This window comes from Undibacterium sp. Di24W, assembly GCF_049340325.1.
Taxonomy (GTDB): Bacteria; Pseudomonadota; Gammaproteobacteria; order Burkholderiales; family Burkholderiaceae_D; genus Undibacterium.
The window spans coordinates 1-5,788 of the sequence record NZ_JBMPOP010000015.1 but is presented as its reverse complement, the minus strand read 5'-3'; the positions used below and the strand labels follow the sequence as shown (position 1 = coordinate 5,788).

Genomic DNA, 5,788 nt, shown 5'->3' with positions numbered 1-5,788 from the left:
TTTCTCTGCTGCTGACGAACACAACGCTTCGTAGCAAAAACAAAATCCTCCGGGTGAGTTTGAGTGGAAAAGAATACAGATCTTTAACAATTAACAGTCAATAAATGTGGGCACTTGATAATGAAGCGATTAACTATTTCGGTAGTTAAGAAACTTAAAAAATATCAAATGTTCACAAGAAGTAAAGATAAGACGCGATAGTGAGCAATCATTATCGCAACTGTCAGTATTTTGAGTGAGCGACTCGTTCGAAAGAACGAATTCCAGAAATGGAAAAAGTAACAGAGATTAAACTGAAGAGTTTGATCCTGGCTCAGATTGAACGCTGGCGGCATGCCTTACACATGCAAGTCGAACGGCAGCACGGACTTCGGTCTGGTGGCGAGTGGCGAACGGGTGAGTAATATATCGGAACATACCCTAGAGTGGGGGATAACGTAGCGAAAGTTACGCTAATACCGCATACGAACTAAGGTTGAAAGTGGGGGATCGCAAGACCTCATGCTCATGGAGTGGCCGATATCTGATTAGCTAGTTGGTGAGGTAAAGGCTCACCAAGGCGACGATCAGTAGCTGGTTTGAGAGAACGACCAGCCACACTGGAACTGAGACACGGTCCAGACTCCTACGGGAGGCAGCAGTGGGGAATTTTGGACAATGGGCGCAAGCCTGATCCAGCAATGCCGCGTGAGTGAAGAAGGCCTTCGGGTTGTAAAGCTCTTTTGTCAGGGAAGAAACGGTGAGTCCTAATACGGCTTGCTAATGACGGTACCTGAAGAATAAGCACCGGCTAACTACGTGCCAGCAGCCGCGGTAATACGTAGGGTGCAAGCGTTAATCGGAATTACTGGGCGTAAAGCGTGCGCAGGCGGTTATATAAGTCAGATGTGAAATCCCCGGGCTCAACCTGGGAACTGCATTTGAGACTGTATGGCTAGAGTGTGTCAGAGGGGGGTAGAATTCCACGTGTAGCAGTGAAATGCGTAGATATGTGGAGGAATACCGATGGCGAAGGCAGCCCCCTGGGATAACACTGACGCTCATGCACGAAAGCGTGGGGAGCAAACAGGATTAGATACCCTGGTAGTCCACGCCCTAAACGATGTCTACTAGTTGTCGGGACTTAATTGTCTTGGTAACGCAGCTAACGCGTGAAGTAGACCGCCTGGGGAGTACGGTCGCAAGATTAAAACTCAAAGGAATTGACGGGGACCCGCACAAGCGGTGGATGATGTGGATTAATTCGATGCAACGCGAAAAACCTTACCTACCCTTGACATGGTTGGAATCCCGAAGAGATTTGGGAGTGCTCGCAAGAGAACCAATACACAGGTGCTGCATGGCTGTCGTCAGCTCGTGTCGTGAGATGTTGGGTTAAGTCCCGCAACGAGCGCAACCCTTGTCATTAGTTGCTACATTAAGTTGAGCACTCTAATGAGACTGCCGGTGACAAACCGGAGGAAGGTGGGGATGACGTCAAGTCCTCATGGCCCTTATGGGTAGGGCTTCACACGTCATACAATGGTACATACAGAGGGCTGCCAAACCGCGAGGTGGAGCTAATCCCAGAAAGTGTATCGTAGTCCGGATTGTAGTCTGCAACTCGACTACATGAAGTTGGAATCGCTAGTAATCGCGGATCAGCATGTCGCGGTGAATACGTTCCCGGGTCTTGTACACACCGCCCGTCACACCATGGGAGCGGGTTTCGCCAGAAGTAGGTAGCTTAACCGTAAGGAGGGCGCTTACCACGGCGGGGTTCGTGACTGGGGTGAAGTCGTAACAAGGTAGCCGTATCGGAAGGTGCGGCTGGATCACCTCCTTTCTAGAGTGCGCTAAATGTTGAGTGTCCACACTTATTGACTGTTAATGATAAAGAACGCAGAAGAAGCGCTAGTAATAGTAGCTTGTTCGAGATTTGCCCGGTTAAGTTGTAAAACGAATGGGGGTTTAGCTCATCTGGTAGAGCACCTGCTTTGCAAGCAGGGGGTGATCGGTTCGAGCCCGGTAACCTCCACCAAGTTAAGTAAGACTAGTGGTAATTGACTGGGGCTGTAGCTCAGCTGGTTAGAGCACCGTGTTGATAACGCGGGGGTCGTTGGTTCGAGCCCAACCAGCCCTACCAAGTAAGATTGGTGGCAGAGAATCGAAAGAGAAACTGATTGAGAGATCAGAAGAAATAACAAATGTGAGTAGCGCGAGCGCTATTGAGATTTGTTCTTTCAAAACGAAAGCAAAGTAATAAAGTAGTACCGTTCTTTAACAATTGAGAAGAAGTAAAGTAGAAATAATCAAAATTTATTTCGTAAAGGCGTTTGTCATGGAAATGATAAACAAGTTTATGGAAGGGTTGTGATTGTATCAAACAAACAAAGTAGTAAAAGTGATCCAAGTAGTTTGGTTTTAGCAATAGAACTGAACATTAAAATACAAAGATACTTGAGCTACGGCAAACGCTAAAGTAATACTCATATAGTAGTAAAGAACTATAACTACTTTTTGGTGATGAACCTAACTTTAGAAATAAAGCTAGACGCCAGAAATCAAAGTTATAGGGACAAGTGACTAAGTGCACATGGTGGATGCCTTGGCGATATCAGGCGATGAAGGACGTAGTAGCTTGCGATAAGCTGCGGGGAGTGAGCAAACACACTTTGATCCGCAGATTTCCGAATGGGGAAACCCGGCCGTAAGGTCATTGCAACATGAATACATAGTGTTGCAAAGCGAACGTGGCGAACTGAAACATCTAAGTAGCTACAGGAAAAGAAATCAACCGAGATTCCCAAAGTAGTGGCGAGCGAAATGGGAAGAGCCTGCATGATTTAGCAGATTTCATAGTGGAACGGATTGGAAACTCCGGCCATAGAGGGTGATAGCCCCTTACACGAAATGATCTTTGTGGAACTAAGTATGCGACAAGTAGGGCGGGACACGTGAAATCCTGTCTGAACATGGGGGGACCATCCTCCAAGGCTAAATACTCGATATCGACCGATAGTGAACCAGTACCGTGAGGGAAAGGCGAAAAGAACCCCGGAAGGGGAGTGAAATAGAACCTGAAACCGTGTGCATACAAACAGTAGGAGCGGACTTGTTCCGTGACTGCGTACCTTTTGTATAATGGGTCAGCGACTTACATTCAGTGGCGAGGTTAACCGTATAGGGAAGCCGTAGAGAAATCGAGTCCGAATAGGGCGACAGTCGCTGGGTGTAGACCCGAAACCAAGTGATCTACTCATGGCCAGGATGAAGGTGCCGTAACAGGTACTGGAGGTCCGAACCCACTAATGTTGAAAAATTAGGGGATGAGCTGTGGGTAGGGGTGAAAGGCTAAACAAACTTGGAAATAGCTGGTTCTCTCCGAAAACTATTTAGGTAGTGCCTCAAGTATCACCAACGGGGGTAGAGCACTGTTATGGCTAGGGGGTCATCGCGACTTACCAAACCATTGCAAACTCCGAATACCGTTGAGTGCGAGCTTGGGAGACAGACATCGGGTGCTAACGTCCGGTGTCAAGAGGGAAACAACCCAGACCGCCAGCTAAGGTCCCAAAGTATAGCTAAGTGGAAAACGAAGTGGGAAGGCTAAAACAGTCAGGAGGTTGGCTTAGAAGCAGCCACCCTTTAAAGAAAGCGTAATAGCTCACTGATCGAGTCGTCCTGCGCGGAAGATGTAACGGGGCTAAGCTATACACCGAAGCTGCGGATATCAATTTATTGATATGGTAGGAGAGCGTTCTGTAAGCCTGCGAAGGTGTCTTGTAAAGGATGCTGGAGGTATCAGAAGTGCGAATGCTGACATGAGTAGCGATAATGGGAGTGAAAAGCTCCCACGCCGTAAGCCCAAGGTTTCCTGTTCAACGTTCATCGGAGCAGGGTGAGTCGGCCCCTAAGGCGAGGCAGAGATGCGTAGCTGATGGGAAGCAGGTTAATATTCCTGCACCGTCGTATGATGCGATGGGGGGACGGATCGCGGAAGGTCGTCAGGCGGTTGGAAGAGCCTGTTCTTGACTTGTAGAAGGTACTTAGGCAAATCCGGGTACATAATTCAAGGGGTTGAGACGAGACACTTAGGTGTCGAAGCGATCGGAAGTGGTTCCAAGAAAAGCCTCTAAGCTTCAGTCATACGAGACCGTACCGCAAACCGACACAGGTGGGCGAGATGAGTATTCTAAGGCGCTTGAGAGAACTCGGGAGAAGGAACTCGGCAAATTGGTACCGTAACTTCGGGATAAGGTACGCCCTTGTAGTTTGACCCCCCTGCGGGGGAAGGATGAAAGGGTTGCAATAAACTGGTGGCTGCAACTGTTTAATAAAAACACAGCACTATGCAAACACGAAAGTGGACGTATATGGTGTGACTCCTGCCCGGTGCTGGAAGATTAAATGATGGGGTGCAAGCTCTTGATTGAAGTCCCAGTAAACGGCGGCCGTAACTATAACGGTCCTAAGGTAGCGAAATTCCTTGTCGGGTAAGTTCCGACCTGCACGAATGGAGTAATGATGGCCACACTGTCTCCTCCCGAGACTCAGCGAAGTTGAAATGTTTGTGATGATGCAATCTACCCGCGGCTAGACGGAAAGACCCCATGAACCTTTACTGTAGCTTTGCATTGGACTTTGAACCAATCTGTGTAGGATAGGTGGGAGGCTTTGAAGCGGGGACGCCAGTTCTCGTGGAGCCATCCTTGAAATACCACCCTGGTTTGTTTGAGGTTCTAACCTTGGCCCATTATCTGGGTCGGGGACAGTGCATGGTAGGCAGTTTGACTGGGGCGGTCTCCTCCCAAAGTGTAACGGAGGAGTTCGAAGGTACGCTAGTTACGGTCGGACATCGTGACGATAGTGCAATGGCATAAGCGTGCTTAACTGCGAGACTGACAAGTCGAGCAGGTACGAAAGTAGGACATAGTGATCCGGTGGTTCTGTATGGAAGGGCCATCGCTCAACGGATAAAAGGTACTCTGGGGATAACAGGCTGATTCCTCCCAAGAGTTCATATCGACGGGGGAGTTTGGCACCTCGATGTCGGCTCATCACATCCTGGGGCTGTAGCCGGTCCCAAGGGTATGGCTGTTCGCCATTTAAAGTGGTACGTGAGCTGGGTTTAAAACGTCGTGAGACAGTTTGGTCCCTATCTGCCGTGGGCGTTGGAAGTTTGAAGGGGGCTGCTCCTAGTACGAGAGGACCGGAGTGGACGAACCTCTGGTGTATCGGTTGTCACGCCAGTGGCATTGCCGAGTAGCTATGTTCGGAAGAGATAACCGCTGAAAGCATCTAAGCGGGAAACTCGCCTTAAGATGAGACTTCCCAGAGACTTGATCTCTTTAAAGGGTCGTTCGAGACCAGGACGTTGATAGGCTGGGTGTGGAAGTGCAGTAATGCATTAAGCTAACCAGTACTAATTGCCCGTAAGGCTTGTCCCTATAACTTTGGTCAGTTATAGATCTGATGAAAATCAGAAACTACGACAAGTATTACAATAGTGTGTGCTAAACGTAAGTTTGAGCGATCACAACCGATTATTTCTGACGGTAATACCGTCATACTTCTTCCCAATTGGATTTGTTGTTCTTCACAACTCAACGTGAAAACAGCGAATCAACAAGTTATGCCTGATGACTATAGCAAGTTGGTACCACACCTTCCCATCCCGAACAGGACCGTGAAACGACTTTGCGCCGATGATAGTGCTGCAACCAGTGTGAAAGTAGGTCATCGTCAGGCTCTTATTCCGCATCGCCCCTGATTCACTTCGAATCAGGGGCTTTTGCTTTTTGCGCTT

General features: G+C 48.5%; 2 tRNA genes and 3 rRNA genes. All 5 read left to right on the top strand.

Features of this window, described 5'->3' with window-relative positions:
* Window positions 1-290 precede the first annotated feature (290 nt).
* The 5 genes from ACO0KZ_RS20380 (at window position 291) to rrf (ending at window position 5,730) form a co-directional block, all read left to right on the top strand.
* Window positions 291-1,825 (top strand): 16S ribosomal RNA (locus tag ACO0KZ_RS20380).
* A gap of 119 nt (window positions 1,826-1,944) precedes the next feature.
* Window positions 1,945-2,020: transfer RNA gene (locus ACO0KZ_RS20375), tRNA-Ala, on the top strand.
* 28 nt (window positions 2,021-2,048) lie between these two features.
* Window positions 2,049-2,125: transfer RNA gene (locus ACO0KZ_RS20370), tRNA-Ile, on the top strand.
* Between the two features lie 430 nt (window positions 2,126-2,555).
* Window positions 2,556-5,429, top strand: a 23S ribosomal RNA gene (locus tag ACO0KZ_RS20365).
* Window positions 5,430-5,617: 188 nt separating this feature from the next.
* A 5S ribosomal RNA gene (gene rrf, locus ACO0KZ_RS20360) occupies window positions 5,618-5,730 on the top strand.
* The 16S, 23S and 5S rRNA genes sit together here with 2 tRNA genes alongside, the layout of an rRNA operon.
* Window positions 5,731-5,788 lie beyond the last annotated feature (58 nt).